The 22,770-nt window shown below is 74.1% G+C and carries 15 protein-coding genes; 9 read left to right on the forward strand and 6 right to left on the reverse strand.

Features of this window, described 5'->3' with window-relative positions; all coding sequences use genetic code 11:
• Positions 1-232: 232 nt before the first annotated feature.
• The 4 genes from RM609_RS00120 (at position 233) to RM609_RS00135 (ending at position 5,114) form a co-directional block, all read left to right on the forward strand.
• On the forward strand, positions 233-2,080 hold the full coding sequence (locus tag RM609_RS00120; RefSeq protein ID WP_311606792.1) for a hypothetical protein: 1,848 nt from the start codon (positions 233-235) through the stop codon (positions 2,078-2,080).
• A 227-nt stretch (positions 2,081-2,307) separates the two neighbouring features.
• The gene (locus RM609_RS00125; protein ID WP_311606793.1) at positions 2,308-2,724 is read left to right on the forward strand and encodes a hypothetical protein; all 417 of its coding nucleotides are present in this window, start codon (positions 2,308-2,310) and stop codon (positions 2,722-2,724) included.
• A 268-nt stretch (positions 2,725-2,992) separates the two neighbouring features.
• Positions 2,993-3,937 (forward strand): alpha/beta hydrolase, encoded by a 945-nt coding sequence (locus tag RM609_RS00130; RefSeq protein WP_311606795.1) that lies wholly within the window; start codon positions 2,993-2,995, stop codon positions 3,935-3,937.
• A gap of 223 nt (positions 3,938-4,160) precedes the next feature.
• Positions 4,161-5,114: a PrsW family intramembrane metalloprotease gene (locus RM609_RS00135; protein WP_311606797.1), complete on the forward strand. Its 954-nt coding sequence runs from the start codon at positions 4,161-4,163 to the stop codon at positions 5,112-5,114.
• A gap of 97 nt (positions 5,115-5,211) precedes the next feature.
• Here the strand turns inward: RM609_RS00135 and RM609_RS00140 are convergent, their stop codons facing one another.
• A complete protein-coding gene (locus RM609_RS00140) occupies positions 5,212-5,583 on the reverse strand; it encodes a VOC family protein (RefSeq protein WP_311606800.1) in 372 nt (123 codons plus the stop codon).
• A gap of 40 nt (positions 5,584-5,623) precedes the next feature.
• Positions 5,624-6,685: an NAD-dependent epimerase/dehydratase family protein gene (locus tag RM609_RS00145; protein ID WP_311606802.1), complete on the reverse strand. Its 1,062-nt coding sequence runs from the start codon at positions 6,683-6,685 to the stop codon at positions 5,624-5,626.
• A gap of 129 nt (positions 6,686-6,814) precedes the next feature.
• Here RM609_RS00145 and RM609_RS00150 point away from each other — a divergent pair, with 129 nt between their 5' ends.
• A complete protein-coding gene (locus RM609_RS00150) occupies positions 6,815-7,348 on the forward strand; it encodes a DUF6314 family protein (protein WP_311606804.1) in 534 nt (177 codons plus the stop codon).
• Positions 7,349-7,428: 80 nt separating this feature from the next.
• Positions 7,429-8,286: a maleylpyruvate isomerase N-terminal domain-containing protein gene (locus tag RM609_RS00155; protein ID WP_311606805.1), complete on the forward strand. Its 858-nt coding sequence runs from the start codon at positions 7,429-7,431 to the stop codon at positions 8,284-8,286.
• On the opposite strand, the gene RM609_RS00160 is transcribed toward RM609_RS00155, so the two are convergent.
• The 4 genes from RM609_RS00160 to RM609_RS00175 all read right to left on the reverse strand — a co-directional run bounded on the left by RM609_RS00160 (position 8,276) and on the right by RM609_RS00175 (position 19,457).
• Entirely contained in the window at positions 8,276-9,856 is a 1,581-nt protein-coding gene (locus RM609_RS00160; protein WP_311606807.1) for a PfaD family polyunsaturated fatty acid/polyketide biosynthesis protein, read from the reverse strand. The genes RM609_RS00155 and RM609_RS00160 overlap by 11 nt on opposite strands.
• A gap of 23 nt (positions 9,857-9,879) precedes the next feature.
• Positions 9,880-12,177, reverse strand: coding sequence for a 3-hydroxyacyl-ACP dehydratase (locus tag RM609_RS00165; RefSeq protein ID WP_311606808.1), 2,298 nt, complete (start codon positions 12,175-12,177; stop codon positions 9,880-9,882).
• A 16-nt stretch (positions 12,178-12,193) separates the two neighbouring features.
• On the reverse strand, positions 12,194-18,325 hold the full coding sequence (locus tag RM609_RS00170) for a polyketide synthase (protein WP_311606809.1): 6,132 nt from the start codon (positions 18,323-18,325) through the stop codon (positions 12,194-12,196).
• Between the two features lie 232 nt (positions 18,326-18,557).
• On the reverse strand, positions 18,558-19,457 hold the full coding sequence (locus tag RM609_RS00175; protein ID WP_311606811.1) for a LysR substrate-binding domain-containing protein: 900 nt from the start codon (positions 19,455-19,457) through the stop codon (positions 18,558-18,560).
• 98 nt (positions 19,458-19,555) lie between these two features.
• Here RM609_RS00175 and RM609_RS00180 point away from each other — a divergent pair, with 98 nt between their 5' ends.
• The 3 genes from RM609_RS00180 to RM609_RS00190 all read left to right on the forward strand — a co-directional run bounded on the left by RM609_RS00180 (position 19,556) and on the right by RM609_RS00190 (position 22,769).
• Positions 19,556-20,722 (forward strand): diaminopropionate ammonia-lyase, encoded by a 1,167-nt coding sequence (locus RM609_RS00180; protein ID WP_311606813.1) that lies wholly within the window; start codon positions 19,556-19,558, stop codon positions 20,720-20,722.
• A gap of 94 nt (positions 20,723-20,816) precedes the next feature.
• Entirely contained in the window at positions 20,817-21,758 is a 942-nt protein-coding gene (locus tag RM609_RS00185) for an NADP-dependent oxidoreductase (protein WP_311606814.1), read from the forward strand.
• Between the two features lie 45 nt (positions 21,759-21,803).
• Positions 21,804-22,769, forward strand: a complete 966-nt coding sequence (locus tag RM609_RS00190) for an AraC family transcriptional regulator (protein ID WP_311606816.1) — start codon at positions 21,804-21,806, stop codon at positions 22,767-22,769.
• Position 22,770: the final 1 nt, after the last annotated feature.

Consider the following 22,770-nt stretch of genomic DNA (forward strand, 5'->3'; position numbering starts at 1 on the left):
GACCCCCGCCGACCGGCGGGGGAAATGGGCCCTGGGTCGTATCCGAGCATTGGCCATTCGGCCGTTACCGCCGGTCACACCCGGCGTGAATTCTGAAGTCCGCACCGGGAATTCCACGACGGCCGCCTGCCATGGCCGTCGTGGGCCCTTTCCTGCCTCGGTGGCCCCGGAAGGACGGGGGCCCGACGAAAAGGATTCCGGTGCCGCTGTCGTGGACTGAAGAAGGGGAACGATGAGCAATCGAATGGGGCGTTTCGCCCCGCGGCGTACGGCGATGACGGCGGTGGCGACGGCCGTGGTCCTCACGATGACCGGTGCGGCCGTCGCCGAGGCGGCCCCGCCGGCGGGGCCGGAGAACGGGGGCACGAGCCGGCAGGTCATGGCTCCCGAATACGTGCACATAGCCGTGGACAAACAGGGAACGGGCCTCGACGGCCTCAGGCGGACACTTCACGAAAACGGTCTCCGGACCGCGGAGCACCTCGGTGTCCAGCTGGCGCCGGGCAGCGTGAAACTCGGCCACCACCGGCATGTGTTCATGTGGGACTCGACCACACCGAAGGGCATCGAGGGAGCCAACGAGATCGAGGCGCGCGGCAGCGCCGTACGCGTGAAGATCCGGTGGAACGAACTCAAGGAACAGGGCGGTCTGCTGGGCCGCGGCAATCTCAAGGGCGACAACGGGAAGCTCGGGGGTAAGTCCACCAATGGCGCCTGGGCCCACGAGGGCGACATCCCGCGCAAATACCTGTTCATCGTGGGGGTCGACGACCCCCGGAACCCCGGAATGGGCGACTGGCTGGCCGGCAAGGGGTGGCCCGAGGGCCACGGCGTCTGCGAGGCCGGCCCGTCCGGCGGCCGGTCGAAGCGTTCGGTGAGCGCGTGCGAGAGGGGCGAACCGGACGGCACCCGTCCGGAAAAGACCCCGCCCGGCGAGAACGCGGCGAAGCAGCCCGTGGACCGGGAGCGGCCCGGGGCCGGCACTCCGGAGAGCTCGGAGGCGCTGGAGGCCCGGCAGGTGGAGGAGGCCTTCGCCCGGCTGGCGGCCAAGTACTCCCTGAACGTGGCCGGGGCCGGCGGCCGGAAGCTCACGCCCGCCGACGTCCACGCCCGCATCCGCGGCTACACCAGCCTGTCCCCGGCGGCGAAGGCCGGCGTGCGGGCGAAGCTGAGGAGCGCCGGCGGCACCGCCAAGGGGGCCCTCCTGGTGACCGGGGCCGCGCTGTGGGCGAAGGGCGTGCACGACGCGTTCGCGCAGGACACCACCAGCCTCGACAAGGCCGCGGCCATCGCGGCGATCGTGCCGTTCGTGGGCTGCGGGACACAGGCCGGGGCCGACGCCGAGCACGGCCGAGCGGACGCTGGGGACACGATCGCCTGCCTCGGCGGCGACGCGCTGACGGTGTCACCGCTGTGGCCGCTGGGGCTGACGGTCCACGGCGCGCGCTACTTCGGCCAGAAGTGGCAGGAGGCGCAGATCCCCTCGGTGACGGTCTTCCAGCAGACGCGGGACAAGGCGTGGGAGGAGGCCTTCCAGGCGTTCCGCGCCGACGGCTTCGAGCGGCTCGTGAAGTCGGCCCTCGCGACCGAGCGGGAACAGCTCGAGGCCGAGAAGGCCGTGATCCTCCACGACGCCGCCGAGGAGATCGTCGCGGTGGAGCGCCGCTTCGCCGGGCTGCGCGCCGACGCGGCCACCGACGCGGACCGCGAGCGGGTGTCGGCCAATTCCAGGATCCTCACCTGGAGCATCGAGAAGCGGGCCCGGGAGCGCGTCGGGAAACTGCCGGAGCAGCTCCGGCGGCACTACGACAAGGCGATCCGGGACGCGCTGGTGGAGCGGGCCGAGCAGTACAACGAGGAGTTCGTCAAGCAGCAGGTGGACATCGAGCGCTGGAAGGAGGACTCCTGGCAGTCCGGGGTGGCCGGGCCTCGGCAGTCCCGCGAGGAGCGGCAGAAGTACCTCGACGCGGTCGTGAACCTGCTGCGCGACACGCCGCCGCCCGTGCCGCACGAGAACGAGATCGGCCTCGGGGTCGACCGGGTGCGCGTTTCGCTGGAACGGGAGCGGAAGCAGGGCTGACCGGCCGACGCCTGTCGGGCCGTCATACGGCCTCACATGTAGGAGATGAGACGCACCGTCGCCTCGGCCGGACACGGCACCGGGGCGGCGGAGCGGGTGTCCGGCAGGCCTCCCGGAAGCGGCGAAATTCCCTCTTCACCCCAAAGGTTCCGCCCGCCTTGCCGATTGGCCCAACACGCCTGTTTCTTATATCGTTTGGGGCTGACCCCACGAAAAAGGAGTGCCCAATGGCAGTCAAGTTCGAGCAGGTTGAAGAATCCGAAAAGGAAGCCCCGGGCGTCGAGCCGGTCTCCGTTCCGGTCGGCGGGCAGGAAATCACAACGTACTGGCGGCGTATTTTCCACGACGACCTCAATCCCGAGGTGACGGAGGACATCTTCACCGTCGAGATCCTGGCCCCGGTCATGGGCACCGAGGAATACGAGACCGACGAGGTGAACGAGGACGGCAGCCACAAGCTGGCCACCCGTCCGTGCATGACCCACGAGCGGCGTGAGGTGGACCTCGGCAAGGAGTCCATGGAGAAGCTCCTGGAGGCCCTGAAGCCGTTCCTGGACGCTTCCCGCGAGGCCCAGCCCCTCCCGCAGCAGGCCAAGAAGCGCCGCGCCAAGGCCCCCAAGGCGACCGCCGACGGCCTCGCGTAAGGACTCGGGCGACGGCACCGGCCGCGTGCCGGGCCCGTAAAGGCGACCACTCGACCGGGGGTCGCCTTTTTTCATTTCCCCGAAAGGCCGCGCGGAAGCGCGGGGTGATGGGCCATCGGGACCGCACGAGTGGCCCGTGGGCTGATCGCCGTTCATCATGGCGGCATGCGCCGCGTCCGCGCCTTCCCGGGCCGGCGGCCGCCGGCCCGGGACATTTCCTCCGGACGGGCCCGTCCATTTCACCCGTCCGAAGGAAAGGGCACCGTCCATGCCCCTCGACCCGGATCTCGTCGGCCTCCTCGACCGGGCGAACGCCGTCGCCGCCGCCCCCGTCCGGACGACCGACCCCGAGGCGCTGCGCGAGGCCGAGCGGCGGCTGTCCGCCTCGACGGCGCCGGCCGAGCCCATCGCCGTCGGTTCCGTGCAGAACGGCGCGGTGCCCGGGCCCGCCGGGGGCGTCCCCGTGCGGATCTACTGGCCGGCGGACGAGGGCCCGGTCCCCACGGTGGTCTACTTCCACGGCGGCGGCTGGATCACCGGCGACCTCGACAGCCACGACCATGTGACCCGCCGGCTGTGCCGGGACACCGGCGCGGTCGTCGTCGCCGTCCACTACCGCCGGGCGCCCGAACACCCTTTCCCCGCCTCCTACGAGGACTGCCTCGCCGTGGCGCGTCACGTCGCCGAGCACGTCAAGGAGTACGGGGCGCGGCGCGACCGCGTCGCCGTGGCCGGGGACAGCGCGGGCGGCAACCTCGCCGCCGTGATCGCCCAGACCTTCCGGGACGAGGGCCGTCCGCTGGCGGCCCAGCTGCTCGCCTACCCGGCGACCGACTTCGACGGCGAGTACCCCTCGCGCGCCGAGAACGGCTCCGGATACCTGCTCACCAGCGGGAACATCGCCGATATCCAGCACCTCTACGCGGGCGACGACCCCGCCGTGCGCGGCTCGGCGCGGGTGTCGCCGCTACGGGCCCGGAGCCTCGCCGGACTGGCTCCCGCGATCATCGGAACCGCCGAGTACGACCCGCTGCGCGACGAGGGCCTGGCCTACGCGCGGGCCCTCCAGGACGCCGGTGTGGAGGTGTTCGTCCATGCCTACGCCGGGCTGATCCACGGCTTCCTCAACCTGTTCCCGGTGTCCGCCGCCGCGGACGCCGCCGTCGGCGAGCTGTTCGCACGGCTCAAGCGTCAGCTGGACGGCGTGGCCTGACGGGAGGTCCATGGTCGGTCCTGGTGCCGTGCGCCGTCCGGTCCGACGGCCCGGCACCACCAGCATGCGGAGCGCGCTCGGCGGGCGGCATCACCTACAGGAGTGAGGCGTGCCGCCGAACGTGTGAACGCCCGCTCGGGGTGTTTGCCGCCGGTTCCGGGCGGCCACTCAGGAAAACGAGGTGGCACCCGAGAGTTCGACCGTCGCAGGGGGTCCAGCGCCCATGAGTGACGTCCCCGGCTGGTCCCACCGGCCCCGGCCGGCAGCGCCTGCCCCGGAGCCGCCGCCCCCGGCACCTTCCGTCGCCCCGCGGCCGGGCCTGTGGTGGCGGTGCCTGCTCGGCGGGCTGGTGCTGTGGCTGCTCGCCGTCGCGGTCACGTACACGACGCAGAACTCGAACCTGCTGCCGACTCTGATCCTGCTGGGCAGTTTTCTCGTGCCCGGCTGTTTCACGCTGTGGGCCTACGAGAAGCACGGCCGGGTGCTGGGCGTGGACCTGCTGCTCGGCTGTTTCGTCGTCGGCGGGGTCCTGGGCGTCCTCGGGGCGTCCGTCCTGGAGTACTACCTGCTCCACCCCTCCCTGTCGCTGTTCCTCGGCGTGGGCCTGATCGAGGAGGCCGTCAAGGCCCTGGCGCTGATGTTCGTCCTGCGTCGGCGTCCGGACGCCCGGGGGCTGCGGACGGGGCTGGTGCTCGGTGCGGCGGTCGGTTTCGGGTTCGCGGCGTTCGAGAGTTCCGGCTACGCGTTCAACGCCCTGTTCACCCTGCACGGGCGGCCGTTGCGCGACCTCGTGGAGACGGAGATCCTGCGCGGCGTCCTGGCCCCGTTCGGCCATGGCCTGTGGACGGCCATTCTGGGTGCCGCCCTGCTCTCCGACCGCGGGAGCGACGGCCGCTTCCGGCTCACGAGCCGGGTCGTCGGCACGTACATGGGGGTGGCGGTGCTCCACGCGCTGTGGGACTCGGTCAACGGCATCGCGGTCTGGCTGGTCTACGCGCTCACGGCGAACGCGGGACAGCGCGCCCTGTTCGACAACGGGTACATGCCGCACCCCACCCTTGAACAGCGGCATCTCTACACGCTGTTCTCCGACGGCGGGCTACTCGTCGTCGCCCTGCTGGGAGTGGTCTGGCTGACGTCCCTGACCCGGGGGGCGGGTCGCGGGGGCACACGGTGAACGGCGCTCAGCCGGCGGCGCGACGGTACGGGATCGGGCGGGCACGCACGGAACGTACAGCCCGCCGGAGCCGCGCCGGAAAGAGCGCGGCTCCGGGCTACGGGGTGTGGCAGACGGCCTCGACGTTGTTGCCGTCGGGGTCGCGCACGAACGCCCCGTAGTACGACGGGTGGTACTCCGGCCACACCCGTGGGGCGTGCAGGGACTCGGCTCCGGCCGCGACGGCGGCGGCGTGGAACGCGTCGACAGCCGCGCGGTCGGGCGCCGTGAAGGCGACGTGCAGTTCACGGGCCGGGCCGTCGTCGCCGTCGGCGGCCGGGACGAGCCACAGGGTGTGGCCGGTGGTACCGAAGCCGACATTCTCCCCGAAGGTCTTGGTGCGCCCGCCGCCGAGCGGCGCGAGGGCGACGTCGTAGAACCGCGCGCTCGCGGCGACGTCCCGTACCTGGATCGCTATGTGATCGAGCATGAACGTCAGCTTGGCATAACAGGCGTGAATTCCCCCGGTGTTATTCCATATTCCGCCGATCTTGATCGCTTCCGGGGAGCGGGCGGGGCCGGCTCGCAGCCGCCAGCAGGGCCTGCTCCCGTTCGGGTGTGATGGGCCGCGCCTCCCGGCCCGTACGGTCGGGGCCGAACGCCTCGTCGAGGCCGCCGGGGCCGAACAGCCAGGCGGCGGTGTCGCGGATGGACTCCTCGACCGGGCGGCAGCGCAGCCCCGCGGCGACGGCCTTGGCCGAGCTGGGCCGCCAGACCGCGGCCGTCTCCCCGTACTCCGGGGCCCACAGCGGGAGTTCGGTCCAGACGGCGACCTCGTGCTCCAGCAGGATCTCGTCGTCCACCCACACCAGCTCCGCCTCACCGCCGGTCACGGCCACGCATGTGCCCAGGAACTCGCCCCAGGTCGTGTTCGCGGGCGTACCGCTGACCAGGTACGTCCCGGCGTCCTCGGCCACGATCCGGTCCAGGCCGAACACCGCGATGTCACGGGCGTCGACGAGCTGCATCCCGCGGTCGGGCGCGCCCGGCGCGACCATCCGGCCGCCTTGCCCGGCCCGGCGCAGCCACCAGGTGAGGCGGCGCGCGAGGTCGTGCGGCCCGATGATCAGGCCGGGCTCGAGGATCAGCGCGCGCCCGGGGAAGCTCTCCTCCACGGCCCGTTCGCAGCCGACCTTGAGCTTGCCGTAGTCCCCGTCGCCGGGGCCCGCGTCCGGGGCGCAGTCGTGCCGGGGCGAGCTCTCGTCCACGGGCTCGGCGGGCCAGCCGGGGCGGGCGTTTATGGAGGACACGTACAGATATGTGGCCGCCGACCCGGCCAGGGCCTCGACCGAGGCCTTCACGACGCGGGGGACGTACCCGCAGACGTCCACGACCGCGTCCCAGGGCCCCTCTCCGGCGAGCCGGGCGAGGTCCTCGGGGCGCTCGCGGTCGCCCCGGATCACCCGGACGCCGTCCGGGTCGGCCTGGGTCCTGCCCCGGTTGAAGACCGTCACCTCCCAGCCGCGCCGCAGCCCCTCCTCGACGAAAGCCCTGCCCAGGAACACGGATCCACCGATCACCAGAAGTCTCATGCGGCTGAGTCTGCGCGCGGAGACCGCTGAGGGAACAGGAGTACGCCAGGAGCGGACCGGTTGCGCCACGGGCGAACGGGAGCGGCTGCCCTGCGCGAGCCGGCCGCCGGGGCGGCGGATACTGAGGGCATGAGCTCCGCCGCCGCCACCGCTCCCCCGTCCGGGCAGTCCGGGCAGTCCGGGCCGACCGGGCCGACCGGGCCGACCGCCGTGTTCCCGGTCTCCGACGTCCTGGCTTTCCTGACCGGCCGCTGGACGGTCGACCGTACGCTCACCGACCTGGCCACCGGGTCGGTCGGCACGTATCGCGGCACGGCCGAGTTCCGGGCGGACGGCGACGGCTCCCGTCTGCTCCACGTCGAGGATGGCGAGCTGGACTGGAACGGCACGGTCAACCGCGCCGGCCGTACGCTCGGGCTCCTGCCCGGCCCGGACGGGACCGCCGAGGTGACCTTCGCCGACGGCCGTCCCTTCCACGACCTGGACCTCCGCACGGGCCTCTGGCACACGCGCCACCCGTGCGGCGCCGACCTCTACGACGGCACCTTCACGGTCGTCTCCCCCGGCGAATGGCGGGTGCGCTGGCGGACGGCCGGCCCGGCCAAGGAGCACGTCCAGCACTCCGTCTACCGGCGCCAGGACGGGAGCGGCGCGGGCGATTGAACCGTTCCGCCGCCCTTCCCCTGTCATGACCACGAGCCTCGCGGTACCCTGCGGGCCGTCCGTCGCCGAAGGGGTGGGCCATGGGTACTGCCGGCCGGTTCGATGCCGGGGCCGAGCACGAGAGGGCCCGTGCGGCGTTGCGGGCCGCGGTGGCGCGGCTGGCGGGTTTGCTGCGCGATGTCGCCGACCCGGAGGTGCCCTCGGGGGTGCCGCCGTGGACGGTGGGCGACGTCGGTGCGCATGTGTGCGCTGTCTACGTGGCGTACAGCTCCGCGTTCACGCATGAGTTCCAGGACTGGGACAGCGTGCTGCCGACGGGTGACAGCACCTTCGCCGAGCGGGTCGCCTCGGTCAACTCCAAGTCCCTCGGCCTGATCGGCGAGGAGGCGCGCACGTGTCTCGACGAGCTGGTATTGGAACGGGGCAAAACGTTTCTTCGAGTCACCGAGGGGCTCGCGCCGGACGCGCCCGTCACCACGCCCTGGTACGGGCCGGACGTCGCCATCACCCTGGCCGCGGCCACCGGCATGATGCTCAGCGAGACCCTTCTCCACGGCCTCGACATCGCTCGTGGCGCCCGGCTGCCCTGGGTGATCACGCCGGACGACGCGCGTCTGGTGCTCGGGCAGTCGATGCCGACCATGATGCCGTTCGCGGTCGAGGCGGCGCGGGCTCGGGGCGTCCGTCTCGCCTACGACCTCGCCGTCGAGGGCGGGCCGCGGCTGGCGGTCGTCGTCGACGACGGGGTCGCGACGGTGACCCGGGACGCGCCGCCGCGTGCCTACGACTGCCGGATCACGACCGATCCGAGGACCTTGCTGCTGATCGCCTTCCGCCGTACCCCTCTCTGGAAGGCGGTCGTCCGCGGTGCGATGCGTCCCGGCGGCCGCAGGCCGTGGCTCGCCCCGCGGTTCAGCGGCTTCTTCGTCAACCCCTGACCGTCACCCCGGCCGCGGGCAGCCGGTACTCCGCGCAGGCGGCCGGGAACCGTACGCCCGCCAGCCGGAGCCGGGTGACGCGCGCGTGGAAGGCCGCGCCGTGGAGGAGGTGGTGGGCGATGGCGGTGACCTGGCGCCGGGCGGGATCGGCCAGGGCGCTGCCGGCCGTCCAGGCGTTGAAGGCGCCCATGGCGGGCCCGCACCAGATCTGCCAGTCCCCCTTGCGCCCGGCCTCCCCGGTGACGGCCCAGCGCGAGGCCATGGCCAGGTACCAGCGGAAGACCATCGCCATCCGGAACTTGGCATCCCGCTCGGCGCGCTCGCGCCACGACGGGTGGTGGGCCGCCAAGTAGTCCGCCGTGTCGCGCCAGACCTCTTCGAGGGGGCGGCGCAGGACGCGTTGTTCCAGGTAGCGGCGTTCCGCGGGCGGCAGGGCGGCCAGGCTGTCGTGGTCGCGGTAGAGGCGGTACAGCCGGCCGGCGTGGCCGGGGAACATGGTGCCCCGGGCGAGGACCTGGACGGTCACGCCCTGTTCGAACAGGTCGGCGGCCGGGGCCATGACGCAGTCGGCCAGGCCCGCGTCCGCCAGCAGCCGTTTGACGGCCGGTGAGGTGCCGGCCTCGGTGGCGGCCTGGTTGACCGATCCGGTGACGACGTACGCGGCGCCCAGCGCGAGGGCCGCCACCACGGCCTCCGGGGTGCCGATGCCGCCCGCCGCGCCGACGCGGACCCGCGCGGTGGCGGGGTGCTCGCGGGCGACGCGGTCGCGCAGGCGGATGACGGCGGGCAGCAGGACGGCGAGGGGGCGGCGGTCGGTGTGGCCGCCTGAGTCGGCCTCGACGGTGATGTCGTCGGCGAGCGGCACCGTGCGGGCGAGCGCGGCCTGTTCGGCGGTGACGTGCCCGTCGGCCACCAGGGCGGCCGTCAGCTCCTCGGGGGCCGGGCGGAGGAACAGTCCGGCGGTCTCGGGGCGGGAGACCTTGGCGACGACCCGGTGCTCGGCCCGTACCCCGGAGGGGCCCGGGTCGCGGTGGAGCCCGGCGAGGCGGTAGCGCACCAGGTCGGGGGTGAGCTGGACGAAGGCGGAGGCCTCCACGCAGCGCACTCGGTGGCGCAGGCAGGCGTCGACGCAGGCGCGTTCCTGGCCGGGTGCCATGGGGCTGTGGATGAGATTGCACGCGTACGGCACCCCGTCGGAGCCGAGGGAACGTTCCAGCCGCTCCAAGGCCGTGTCGATCCGGGCCTCGGGGAGTCCGGCGGCCCCGAAGGAGGCGAGGTGCCCGGCCCTGGCGGCGGCGATGACCAGGTCCTCGCAGGCGATGCCACCGGCCATCGCGCCGGTCATATAGGCGTAGCGGACGCCGTGGTGGTGACGGAACTCGGCGGAGCCGAGCCGGTCGGGGTGCTGCGGGGCGACGGCGGCCAGGACGGTGAAGCCGTCACCGGGGACGGGCGGCGCGTTCATGGCGCCCACACGGCCGCCGTCGCCGACGATGTAGCAGGGGCGGTCCAGGTCGGCCAGGACCGCGTGGACGCCGTCGGTGTCGTACCGCACCTGAGCGGGTGTCATCGTCGCTCCCCTCGCCCGCGTGGTCACGCGGCCTCCCCGCGGATGTCGGCCGCGATGTTGTCCACCTGGTAGATGCGCAGGTCGTCGCGCCAGACGCTGCCGTCGGCGCGCAGCAGGACCCGCCGGTCCTCGCGGCGCACCTCACGAATGTGCGCTTCGCCGCGCACCCGCCGGTGTTCGCGCAGGATCTGCCCCCGGTACGACCAGTGGAGCTCCTCCCCGACGGCGATGTGCGAGCGGGGGCGGACGAGGTGGTCGAGCAGGCCTGTGTGGAGGGCGTAGGCGTGCACCGCCTGGTAGAGCATCTGCACCCCGGCGGAGCCCGGCATCACGGGGTCCTGGAAGAAGTGGTGGTGGAAGAACCAGTCGTCGCGCCGCACGGGTTTGTCGCACAGGACGTATCCGGCACCGTGGTCGCCGCCGCCGGGTACGAGCGTCACGTCCTCCAGCAGCGCGAGGCGGCCGCGCCCCGGCCGGAGGTCCCGGCGCGGGTCCAGCCGGCGGACGTCGGCGGGGGCGGGCGGGTGGCGTTCCAGCCAGGGGGGCCGGTACGTACCGCCGTCCAGGCCCTGCTGCTCGGCCAGCAGCTCTGGGGTGAAGAAGCCGTGGACGGCCTCCCCCGCGTAGAAGGGCTCGCCGCCCGCGCGGAGCCGGAAGTCGTAGCGGTGCATGACGCCGTCGGGCAGGGGCGAGTGCGACCGCAGGGTGACGTGCTGCTCCACGGTGGTGCCCGGTGTGTCGACGTGCCGGAGCAGCCGCGCCCTGCCGTCGAGGTTGCGGCAGGAGAGGTGCCCGTCGGGGTACGCGCCCGCGACCCCGAGCATGCCGCTGAACAGGCCCGCCGCCTGGAGCGCGGTCTCCATGAGGGCCAGTTGCGGCATCGTCCCGCCGTTCTCCCGTACGTACCAGGGGTCGGCCGGGACGTCGTACTCGGCGAGGCCCCAGCTGCCGGGGCGGTATTCGCCCCACTCCCCGTCCCTGTCGACGACGCGGTCCAGCATGCGGAAGTCCCCTCGGGGCAGCCTGGGCCGGACCCGGCCGGTGACGCGTGTGGTGCTCCCGGGCAGTGGGACGGTGCCCAGGTCGCCCTCGGCGAAGATCGCGGTGTGCAGTTCGTCGGCGATCACGCGTTTGCCGGTGACGCTCCTGCGGAGGCTGGGCCGGCCGGGGTCCAGGGCGTCCTGTCCCGGCCCCTCCTTGAGTACGACGCCCAGGTCCCGCAGCCGTACCAGGGAGCGGCCGGCCACGGTGACCTCGCAGTCGGCGGTCGCATACGGCCTGGGCAGCATGCCGGTAGCGGTGATCTCGGCCTCCAGCCGGAGTTCCGCGCCGGGCGGGGCCGGGGTGTCGCGGACGTCCACCAGGACGGGCCGCCGGGCCGGGAGGGTGGCGCGGGCGCCGGGCAGGCACAGGTGGAGGCCTTGGTGGAAGGCGTGGACGCGGAGGAGTTCCAGGGCCGCCGCCACGCAGTGCGGCCAGGCCTCCCCGGCGCGGTCGGGCAGCCGGGTGGTGGCGTACAGCAGGCCCTGCGCGCTCCGGCCGCCGCGCGGGTCGGCGAGGGTGACCGTGTCCAGCAGCCGGGCGGGCCAGGGCGCGGGCAGGGTGGCGGGTGGCCGGCCGCTCTGGTCGAAGGCGGCCCCGAGGACGCGGGCGATGTCACCGGCGGCGAGCGCGTCGAGATCGGCGGCGGTCAGCCGGGTCACCGTGGCACGGGCCAGCGGGCGGGGGTCGGGAGGGAAGCGCGGGACCGGGGACTCGGGCCAGGAGTCCTGCGGCCCGTGCGGTACCAGGACGGCGAAGGTCCGCTCCCCGTCGCCGATCCGCCACTCCTCGCCGTCGCGCTCGGCGCGCGGCGCGGTGTCGGGGAGTTCGGGCGCTTCGTCCCACCAGGTGACCACCGCGCTCCCCGGATACGGGCCGGTGCCCGCGGCCCGGAGCGCGCGGGCGGCGGCGGACAGGATCGTCGCCACGGCGTCGCCGGGCCGGGCCGGCGCGGGCAAGGGCACGGGTACGGCTGGGGCGGGGGCCGGGGAGAGGTCCGCCGGGCGTGCGACGCGGGCGAGCTGCCAGGCGATGACGGCCTGATGGGCCGCCAGGACACGGGCGTGGGTGTGCTGGAGACGCTCGACGAGCCGCGCCGTGAGGGACGCTGCGGTCTCCGGGGCGATGGTCTCCGGGCCGATGGTCTCCGGGCCGATGGTCTCCGGGCCGAGCGCCGGAACGACGGCCTCCGGAGCAGGCCCTGGAGCAGCGGCCGGAGCGACGGCCGGAGTAACGGCCGGTCGCGGCAGCGGAATCCCCTCGAATCCGAGTTCGTCCATGAGGATTCCTCCTTGATCATTTCCGGCCCGCCGTGCCCCGGGTGGCAATGCCGTCGGCCAGGGCGGCCGGCTCGATCCACACCATGCGGACGCCGCTCCACCTCTGGTGGATCCGGCCGTCGGGCGCGCAGGCGGTCAGCACGCACTGGGAGAAGAACGTCGTCGGGGACGGGGCCTCGTCGACGTCGACGGTGATGACGAAGGGCTCGTCGTCGGGGAGCGGGCCGAACAGTTCCAGGCGCTCGACGGAGACGGGTACGGGAATCTCCTCGCCGCCGGCCAGCGCCAGCAGGGCCAGAAGGGCACCCTGCATCAGCAGGTCGGCGAGGGCGGGGCTGTACAGCCGCCCCGCGAACGCGCCGTGGGCGAACGCCGGGTCGGGCATCCTGGCGGTGATCACCAGATGGCCGGGCGCCTCGTCCAGGACATTGCGCAGTCCGTTGAGGGCCGTACCGTGGAAGAGCCGGCCGTCGCGGTAGCCGGAGTGCGGCTCGTCGGTGAACGTGTACGGCGGCAGGCTCGTCACGGGTGCCTCGCCCGGCCCGTCCGCCGGCCGGAAACGGCCCTCGAAGCGCGGTTTCCCCTGTTCTCCCGCGTCGTCGACGCTCACGTGGACGAACGGCACGACCGCCGGACGCGCGTCGCGGGCCAGCCGGACGCGGAACCGCTCGGGATGCCCGGGCGGGAAGGTGATCGCCTGCGCGATCCTGACGTCCCGGCACTCGACGACCGGCCGGGCTCCCCCGTGGACGCGCTCGACAGTGCCCAGGGCCCAGCCCACGGCGGCCGTCATGGGCAGGATGGGCACCCCGGCGACGCGATGCGCCCGCAGGACGGGCTCCTCGCCGAGCCCCGTCAGCACGCGGTGCGCGGTGAGGCCGGCGTCGGGGAGCAGGTCGGCCCGCTGGAAGAGCGGCACGGTCGGGCCGACGAGCGCCACCCCGCCGCCCCGGCCGGGAGCCATCAGCTCCAGGAACCGTGCGCACCCTTCCTCCCTGGAGAGCACGGGCACGCCGACCTCGGTGAAGAGCTGGTGGAGGTCCGCGGCCATCCCCTCGGTCCAGGGCCCGAAGGCGACCGGCACGACGCGGCAGTGGGGATGGGCGGCCTGCCAGGCGCAGCCGAAGCGGTTGAGCGCCTCGTTGGCGAGGGCGTAGTCCGCCTGCCGCAGGTTGCCCCAGACGCCGGTGACGGAGGTGAAGAGCACCAGGTGCCGCAGCCGTGCGGCGTCCAGGGTCGCGAGCACGTTCCGCAGGCCGGCCGGTTTGGTGTCCACGACCGCGGCGATGCCGTCCGGGTCCGCCTCGGCCAGCGGCCGGTCCCGGAGGACGCCCGCGCCGTGCAGGACACCGGTGATCCGGGCGGCGTACGGTGCCAGGGCCGTGGCCACCGCGTCCGGGTCGCGGACGTCGGCCGCCACGTACGCGGCCTCGGCGCCGTACGAGCGCAGGGTGTCCAGGAACGTGCGGATGCCGCGCTGCCGGACGAGCAGGCCGAGGGCGTCCTCGACGCGGGTGCGCGCCGGTTCCTCGCCGGGGTCCTCCCCCGCGTCGCGCGCCCGGGCCTCCAGGGCGGCGCGCAGCTCTTCCGGGCTGCCGAGCGCGGCGGCCCAGCCGGGCTCGTCCGTCAGGGGCGTACGGCCGAGCAGGACGCAGCCGCAGCGGTGGGCGCGCGCCAGTTCCTCGACGCACCAGGCGGTGATGCCTCCGGCGCCGCCGGTTGCCAACAGGACATCGTCCTCGGCGAGTTCGATATCGGTGGCGGCCGTCGGGGTCCGGGGCCACGGGGTGTGGGACACCCGGGGCGTGCGGCGGCCGGTCGCGTCCACGCCGACCTCCCGTACGTCGCCGGCGAGGTCGGCGAGCTCGGCGGCGAAGGCCGCTCCGGCCTCCTCGTCGGACAGGCCGGGGGCGAGGTCCAGGGCGCGGCAGAACAGGGTCGTCGCCTCCAGGGCGAGGGTCTTGACCAGTCCGCCGAGTCCGCCCGCGAGGGCGGCCGCGGTGTCGCCGCCCGAACCGGCGTAGCCGAGCGCCCCGTCGAGCCTGGTGACGGCGACCAGGCCGGCGCGGGTGCCGGTCCGGGCGGCCGCCTCCAGGGCGGGGCGGGTGTGCTTGGCCACCAGGATCGCGTGCCGGAGGCGGGTGATGACCCGGTCGGCGGCGGTGTCCGTCCCGTCGTCGCCTGTCCCATCGGCGTCCGTGCCGTCGCGGGCGCCGGCCTCGCGGCTGACGGGCAGGACGCACAGGTCGAGACGCGTCCCGTCCGCCAGGAGCTCGGCGAGGCGGGCGGTCAGGGTGTCCTCCTCCCAGTCCGTCAGACGGGGTGTCTCCGTGCCGGTGCCGGTGCCGGTGCCGGGGAGGGCCAGCCGGCTGACGCTCCAGCCCCGGGTGGTGAGGGCGTCGGTGAGGAGGCGGCCGAGCCCGCCCGCGTCGTCGATCAGCAGGGCGTGGGGCCGCTCCGGGTAGGCGCGGTCCCGGACGTCGACGGCGGGCAGGTCCGCGGGGGTCACCCAGGCGCTGCCGAGGGAGGTGCCCACCATCGGTGAGATCAGCCGTGGCTTGGGGTCGGTGATGATGTCCTGGGCGATGGCCGTCAGCTCGCGTACCGTCCGGGCCTCGCTGAACCGGTACATATCACTGCGGGCGATCACCGGATAGCGGCGCCACATCTCGGCGCCGATCTCGACCTGCTTCAGGGAGTCGATGCCGAGGTCCGCCTGGATGTCCATGTCGGGCTCGATCATGTCGACGTCGTAGCCGGTCTTTTCGGCGATCACGGCACGGAAGCTCCGCTCGACCTCGTCGGGGTCGACCGTGCCGACGTCCATCGTGCCGGTCGCCGCGGCCTCCCCCTGCTGGACCGCCCACAGCTCGGCGAGCGCCGACCTGCCCTCGGCGAGCGGGCTCCCGTCCTGCGGCCCGGCGTCCGGGCGGGGTGCCGCCACCGCGGTATCGGCCGCCGCCGGTACGGGCACGGGTGGGTCGTCCTGTTCCGGCGGGCGCAGAAGCCCGGAGATCGCTTCGGCCGCGCGGGCGTGCGTCTCGCCCAGGGCCATGCTGTGGGCGGCGATCGCCTGGACGGCCGCGAGCAGCGACGCGTCCATCCGGCCGGCCGCCGCACCCCTGGCGAGGAGCGCACCGAGCTGTTCGGTGGTGCGGACCTCGCTGTCCATGTAGCGGGCGTGCGCGGCCAGGTGGTCGGTGGCGGCGCGGGTCAGCGGCTCGGTCTCCTCGGCCCGGGCCGCCGGTGTGTACGGGGCGGGCGGGCTCTCCGGCTCGGCCCGCTCCCCGGCGGCGGAGTGCCGGGCCGGCAGTTCCTCGTAGGCGCCGCGCAGCTTCTCCACGGCGAAGAACGGGCCGTCCAGGCGGCGGGCCACCCTGGAGGGCGTCCCGCGCTCAGGGCGGGGTGGGGCCGTGTAGCGGTCGATGCCGGTGAGGGGCAGGCCCAGGACGGCCAGGTGTACGGCCGCCCGCTTGAGCGCCGCGCAGGCGTCCGTGCCGGGCCCGGCGTCGCAGGCGATGGCCTCCACCCGGTCGGCCCCGAGGGTCCGTTCGACGAGCCCGGTGAGGATCCGCCGGGGGCCGAACTCGACGAAGACCCGGATGCCGTCGGCGTACATCTCCTCCAGACGGGCGGCGAAGTCGACGGGGCGCAGCAGCTGCTCCACCAGGGTGCGGCGGTTGGCGTCCGCGTCGTCGCCGTAGGACGCCCCGGCCGTATTGGCGTGGACGGGCAGCGCGGGCGGGGCGAAGGCGGCCTCGGCGCAGGCGGCCGCGAACTCCCCGGCGGCGTGGGCGATGTGCGGGGTGTGGAAGGCGGCCGCGACCGGCAGAAGTCGTACGGGCAGGCCGTGTGCGGCGCACTCGTCGGTGAAGTGCCGTACGGCGGCGGTCGGGCCGCCGACGGTCTGTTCGTCGGGGGCGTTGTGGTTGCACACCATCAGTTGGGGATGTGCGGCGAGGAGTCCGGCGAGTTCGTCGCGGCTCATGCGTGCGGCGGCCATGGCGCCGGGGCCGTGGCCGGGGCCGGGTGGTCGTGCCATGGCCTGGCCCCGGGCGTGGGCCAGGGCCGTGAAGGTGTCGTCGTCGAGTACGCCGGCGGCCCACAGGGCGGTCAGCTCCCCGAAGCTGTGGCCGAGCAGTCCGTGTGGGGCGAAGCCCAGCTCGCGCAGGTAGCGGTACTGGCCCGTGGAGAGCGCGCCGATGGCCGGCTGGGCGTGGGAGGTGCGCCGGAGTCGTTCGCCGTGGAGGGTGGCGTCACCGGTCCCCGGTGGGGGGAAGACCGCGCGGGCCAGGCTGTCGGCGGCGGGGAAACGGGCGTTGGCGGCGTCGAAGGCGGCGCGCACCGGGGGCAGGGCGAGGGCGGCGCGCAGGCCCATGTCGGGGTACTGGCTTCCCTGGCCCGCGAACAGTGCCCCTGTTCTGGCGCCGGGGGGCAGGGCCCGGGTGCGGTAACGGATGCCGCTTGGGTGGTGCCAGGTGTCGTCGCCGGGGTGGTCGCGCAATCGGGCGACGGCGAGTGCGAGCAGTTCCTCGTACTCCGGCCGTCCTGTGGCGACGAAGCCGAGGCGGGCGTGCGACGCGGGGGCCGGTCCGGGATCGGGTGGGTCGCCGCGCTCCAGTCGCAGCAGCAGTTCCGCTCCGTCGGGGGCGTGCCAGAGGTACGCGGAGGGGGTGTCGTGGAGCGCGTACTCCCGCTCCGTGAGGGGGCCTTGGTGTTCTTCGAGGACGGCGTGGTAGTTGACGCCGCCGAAGCCGAACGCCGAGACCCCGGCCCGTCGGGCCGTGCCGGAGAGGTCGCGCACCCAGGGCCGGGCCGTGGTGTTCACGTAAAGGGCGCCGTCCTGGCGGACGGCCTGCGCGTGGGGGGTGGTGACGTTGATGGTGGGAGGCAGCACCTTGTGGTGGAGGGCGAGCGCGGCCTTGATGAGCCCGGCCGCGCCGGCGGCGGCCTTGGTGTGCCCGATCTGCGACTTGACGCTGCCGACGGCCACGAAGTGCCGGTCGTCGGGGGTGGTCAGGAGGTCGTTGAGCGCGGTGAGTTCGACCTCGTCGCCGGCGGGGGTGCCGGTGCCGTGCGCCTCGATCAGCCCCACGGTGGCGGGTGGGCAGCCGGCGTCGGCGTAGGCGCGGCGCAGCGCGGCGGTCTGCCCGGCGCCGCAGGGGGCGTAGATGCTCTGGGCGTTGCCGTCGCTGGAACCGCCCAGGCCCTTGAGGACGGCGTAGATCCGGTCGCCGTCGCGCTCGGCGTCGGCCAGGCGGCGCAGGGCCAGCATGCCGATGCCCTCGCCGACCAGTGTGCCGTCGGCCTCGGCGTCGAAGGGGCGGACCGTGCCGGTGAGAGAGAGGGCGGGGGTCTTGCTGAAGCACATGAAAGAGACGATCGAGTTGTCGGCGTCGCAGCCGCCGGTGAGCATCGCATCGGCGCGGCGGGAGATCAGTTCGTCCACGGCGCAGCGGACGGCGGCCAGGGAGCTGGCGCAGGCGGCGTCGACGGTGTGGTTGGCGGCGCCGAGGTCGAGGCGGTTGGCGACGCGTCCGGAGACGACGTTGGCGAGGATGCCGGGGAAGGAGTCCTCGGTCCAGGGCGGCAGGGCCGCGAGCCGGGCCCGGACGATCTCCTTCGCCTGCGCCTCGGGGACGCCCACGGCGAGCATGGTCTCCACCATTTCGGGGACCAGGAGGCGGGCGGCGAGCGGGATGAGGGTGGAGTTGGTGCCGCACACGCCCAGGACCACGCCGGTACGGGATGGGGCGCACCAGTCGTCCCTGCCGCGTCGCGCGTCATTCAGTGTTTCCTTGGCCACCACCAGGCTCAGCAGTTGCACCAGTCCGGTGGAGTCCATCGTGTTCGGTGGCATCGCGAATTCGAGCGGGTCGAAGATCTCGGGGGTGAGGAAGCCGCCGCGACGGCAGTACGTCTTGTCCTCGGCAAAGGGGTCGGGGTCGTAGTACCGGTCCGGGCGCCACCAGCTCTCGGGCACGGTGTCCGAGCAGTCGCGGCCCGCCACGATGTTGTCCCAGAACTCCCTGATGTCGCGGGCCTTGGGGAACCGTCCGGAGAGGCCGACGATCGCGACGGGGTCGGAGCCCAGCCGGCGGTCCGGGTCGCCGGAGTCCTCGCCGAAGTCCTCGATGGTCGTACGCACCCGGTCACCTCGATCCCGTAGGCGAGCGACGGCGCGGCGGTCGGCGCCCGCCGTCCCGGCCCGGGCCCCGTGCCGACGACCCGTTGGGGGTGTGCGACGGCGGACCCCGTACTCATTTCTCCCCACGGGACAAACCGGCCCGCTCCGGGCGGTGAGGGCGCGTGGAGGCACTGGTGTCACGCCGTACGACAGGAGGCGCCCCCGCCGGCTTCCGGCCGCCGTCGGCGTCTTCTCACGCCCCGGCCGCCTTTCGGAGGGCGTCGCGGCAGGCCTCGACGGCCGGGTGGCGGCCGCCGCCCCGGCGGGCCGCGGTGAGGATCGTGCGCGCGCCCCGGCCACGGGGGAGCCGGCGGAGCGCGACGGTCGGGGGACGGCCGTTCCATACGAGGTCGGGCAGGAAGGCCGCGGCGTGGCCCTCCTCGACGAGCCGGAGGTGGAGGAGCAGGTCGGTGCTCTCGAACCGTACGTCGGGTTCGAAGCCGGCGGCGCGGCACAGGGTGGTGGCCCAGTGCCGGGCGGTGCTGCCCTCCGGTTCCATCACCCAGGGCCGTTCCGCGAGGGCGCGCAGGGCGGCCGTGGGGCCGCCGGCGACTTCCGGTGATTCCGGGAGGGCCAGGCGCAGGGCGTCGTCGAGCAGGTGTTCCTGTTCGAGGCCGGCGGGCCGGGGCGTGGGGTGGCCGGGATACTCCTCGGCGACGACCAGGTCGAAGTCGCGGGCCTGGAGCGCCGGGAGGGCTCGTTCCGGTTCCATCTGCGTGACGTGGACCCGCAGCCGGGGGTGGGCCTCGCGGAGGAGGCCCAGCATGACCGGCACCAGGGTGAGCGCGGCCGTCTGGAACGCGGCGACGCGCAGGGTGCCGGTGAGGTCGGTGAGGGACGTGGCGATGTCCGCCTCGGCCCGTTCCAGGCGTTCCATGACCGCTTCGGTGTGGGCGACGAGGATCTCCGCCTGTGGGGTGAGCCGTACCCGCCGTCCCACGGGTTCGAGCAGCGGGACGCCCACCTCCGACTCCAGTTGGGAGAGCTGCTGTGAGACGGAGGACGGGCTGTAGGAGAGGGCGGCGGCCACGGCCGCGAGGGTGCCGCGGTGCTTGAGTTCGCGCAGCAGACGGAGTCGGTGGAGGTCGAACATGGGTGGCGTCGCCCCTCAGGAACGTTCGGTTTTCCTGATGAATATAGGTGGGAAACATGCGCTGGACCGTGCGAAGGGGTCGGCCGCACGCTGGTGGCATGCCCGAGAACTTCGCCTCTTCCCGCACTCCGTCGTGGTTCGTCCGTCCTGCCGCCCGGTCCTGGACGTGCGAGCCCGCCCCCGCCGACGCGTGGGACTTCCACGCCTCCCTGCCCGGCTACGCCCCGACCCCACTGATCGAACTTCCGGCCCTGGCCGTCGAGTTGGGGGTGGGCCGGGTGTTCGTCAAGGACGAGTCGTCCCGGCTGGGACTGCCGGCGTTCAAGGCGCTGGGCGCGTCCTGGGCGGTGCGACGCGTCCTCGCGGAACGGAAAGCCGAGGGGGCCGCCGGTCCTGTGACGCTGGTGACCGCCACGGACGGCAACCACGGGCGGGCCGTGGCCCGGATGTCCCGGCTGCTCGGCCGGCGCGCCCACGTCTTCGTCGCGCACGGCGTCCACCCGGAGGCCGTGGCGGCCATCGAGTCCGAGGGGGCGGAGGTCACCCGGGTCTCAGGGACCTACGACGAGGCGGTGCGCCGGGCGGCCGGGGCGGCGGCCGCGCCGGACGCGGTCCTGGTCCAGGACACCGCCTGGCCCGGCTACGAGCGGATCCCGGCGTGGATCGTCGAGGGGTACGCCACGCTCTGCGCCGAGATCGACACCCAGCTCGCGCTCGCCCGGGCGGGGGCGCCCGGTCTCGTGGCCGTGCCCGTGGGTGTGGGCTCGCTTGCCCAGGCCGTCGTCACCCACTACCGGAGCCGCCGGGACGGGCGGGCCCCGGCGCTGCTGGCGGTGGAGCCGGAGGCCGCGGCCTGCCTCGCCGCGAGCCTCGCGGCGGGGCGGCCCGTCACCGTGGCCACCGGCGGAACCACCATGGCCGGCCTCAACTGCGGCACCGTCTCCCATCTCGCCTGGCCGGTGCTCCGGGACGGCCTGGACGCGGCGGTCACCGTCACGGACGCCGGCAGCGCCCGCGCGGCCGCCGACCTGGCGTCCCTCGGCGTCCCTTCCGGCCCCTGCGGTGCCGCCTCCCTCGCGGGCGTCCGCGCGGCGCTCACCGGCGCCGACGCGGACGCGCGGCGTGCCGCGCTGGGGCTCGGGCCGGCGTCGGTGCTCGTCCTGCTGAGCACCGAGGGCCCGGCCGCCAATCCGCATGCCGAGTCCGGCAGCGCCGCCCCACGTACCGCCTCACGTACCGCCCCGCATCAAGACGATCGGACATGAAAGAAAGACAGAAAGCCATTCTCCGTCTCTGTTGATCTCTCTACGGTTGGACCATCAAGCCGATCCGGTCAAAGTCCGATCAAGGAGAAACCCCATGCGCGCCGTCACCCAGAACGCTTTCGGAGGCCCCGAGGTCCTGGAGGTGGTGGAGACCGGGCGACCGCGTCCGCAGGCCGGCGAGGTGCTCGTCCGGGTCCACGCCGCCGCCCTGAACCCCGTGGACGCCGCCGTCAGGTCCGGCTTCCTCCCGCTGCTCGGCGAGCCGCCCTTCGGCATCGGCTGGGATGTCTCCGGCGTGGTCGAGGAGGCCGCCGAGGGCGCGGAATTCGCGGTCGGCGACGAGGTCTACGGCATGCCGCTCTTCCCGCGCGCCGCCGGCGGATACGCCGAGTACGTGGCCGTGCCGGCCGGCCACCTCGCCCGGCGGCCCGCCTCGCTCGACCACTCGCACACGGCGGCGCTGCCGCTCGCCGGGCTCACCGCCTGGCAGTCCCTGGTGGGGGCGGCCGAGGTGAAGGCCGGTGACCGGGTCCTGATCCACCGCGCCGCCGGCGGCGTCGGCCACCTCGCGGTGCAGATCGCGAAGGCGCGCGGCGCCCATGTCATCGCGCTGGCGAGCGAAGCCAAGCACGACTTCGTGCGCGGCCTCGGCGCCGACGAGGTCGTCGACTACCGCACCACCGACTTCACCGAGGCGTTCGAGGACCTCGACGTGGTCCTCGACTCGTCGGCCGAGGGCGACCGTTCGCTCAGCGTCCTGCGCCCCGGCGGCATACTCGTCAGCATCATGCAGCACCGCGACCAGGAGCTCGCCGCGCGCGTCCGGGCCGCCGGGCGGCGCTTCGCCGGGGTGTCCGTCGAGCCGGACGCCGAGGGCCTGGCCGGGATCGCCGCGCTCGTCGACGCCGGGCGCGTCCGTCCGCACATCGCCGCGGCCTTCCCCCTGGAGGACGTGACCAAGGCGCACGAACTGCTCGGCACGGGCCGCACCCAGGGAAAGATCGTCCTCACCGTCCGGGACGAGACCGCCGTCTGAGACGATCACGCGGGAATTCGCGGAAGACGGACGGGGGCCGCACACATGGACATCCTCACCGAAGTGCTCGGATCGATGCGCACGGGACGCCCGGCCTCGGTCCGCACCGAGGGGCGCGCCCCCTGGGGGATGCGCCTGCCGCCGGTGGCCGGGGCGGGATTCCACGTCGTCCTGCGCGGAAGCTGCTGGCTCCTCTCCCCGGACGACGCCGCGCCCCGCCACGAGCCGATCCCCCTGAACGCCGGCGACGTGGTCTTCCTCCGGGACAACCACAGCCACGTCCTCGCCGACGCCCCCGGCACACCCGCCGCCGACGCCGGCCCGGCGCGGTTCCGCCCGGGTTCGCCGATCGGCGCGTTCTCCCTGGGCGGCGACGGCGCGCGCACCACGCTGCTCTGCGGCGCCTACCACCTGGACCAGGGACGGCCGCACCCGCTGGTCCGTCAACTGCCCGAGGTCGTCCACCTGGAGACCCGGCACGGACGGCACCCCGAACTCTCCGGCGCCGTCGGGCTCCTGCGCGCCGAGCTGGAGGAGGAACGGGCGGGTGCGGCCGGCATCGTGCCCGCGCTGATCGACGCGCTGCTGCTGTACGTGCTGCGGGCATGGCTGGAGGAGCAGCCGGTGACGGCGGTGGCGGGCTGGTCCGCCGCCCTCCGGGACCCGGTGATCGCCCCGGCGCTCACGGCCATCCACGAGGACCCCGCGGCCCGGTGGAGCGTCGAGTCCCTGGCCTCCCGCGCCGGGACGTCCCGGGCCGCCTTCGCCCGCCGGTTCCACACCCTCGTCGGGGAGCCACCGCTCGCCTATCTGACCCGCTGGCGGATGACGACGGCGGCACGGCTCCTGCGGGAGGCCGACCATCCCCTGAGCGTCGTCGCCGCCCGGACCGGCTACGGCTCCGAGTTCGCCTTCGCCAAGGCGTTCAAGCGCGCGTACGGCCTTCCTCCCGGCGGCTACCGCCGCCACGCGGCGGCCACGCCCATGCCGTTCGCGGGGCAGCACGCCTGAC

This window comes from Streptomyces hesseae (assembly GCF_031845785.1).
Lineage (GTDB): Bacteria > Actinomycetota > Actinomycetes > Streptomycetales > Streptomycetaceae > Streptomyces > Streptomyces hesseae.